The sequence below is a fragment of the Ruoffia tabacinasalis genome, from assembly GCF_005864045.1.
Classification (GTDB): domain Bacteria; phylum Bacillota; class Bacilli; order Lactobacillales; family Aerococcaceae; genus Ruoffia; species Ruoffia tabacinasalis.
The window spans coordinates 1-320 of the sequence record NZ_VBSP01000122.1 but is presented as its reverse complement, the minus strand read 5'-3'; the positions used below and the strand labels follow the sequence as shown (position 1 = coordinate 320).

Genomic DNA, 320 nt, shown 5'->3' with positions numbered 1-320 from the left:
TTTCAGACAGTACAATTGAAATCTATTTTAATCACATAAGAGCAGCTTCTCATCAAACATTATATGGAAAATACGGACAGTTCTCTACCTTAAAAGAACATATGCCTCAGAATCATCGATTGTATATTGAACAAACGCCTGAAGAGGGCTTAAAATGGGCAGCAAGTATAGGTGATTCCACTCTAACGATTGTAAATTGACTACTGCCACACATTTGTACCACTGATGCCAACTTTCTTACCACTGTTTGCCAAAGAATGTACCACCTTTTGCCAGCTTAATGTACCACTAAAGAAATATCCCATAACCACTGTGATTTA

1 pseudogene is annotated in these 320 nt (G+C 36.9%); it reads left to right on the top strand.

Annotated features, from left to right (window positions below):
• Nucleotides 1–200: pseudogene (locus FEZ33_RS12530) on the top strand (IS21 family transposase); the annotation flags it as partial.
• Nucleotides 201–320 lie beyond the last annotated feature (120 nt).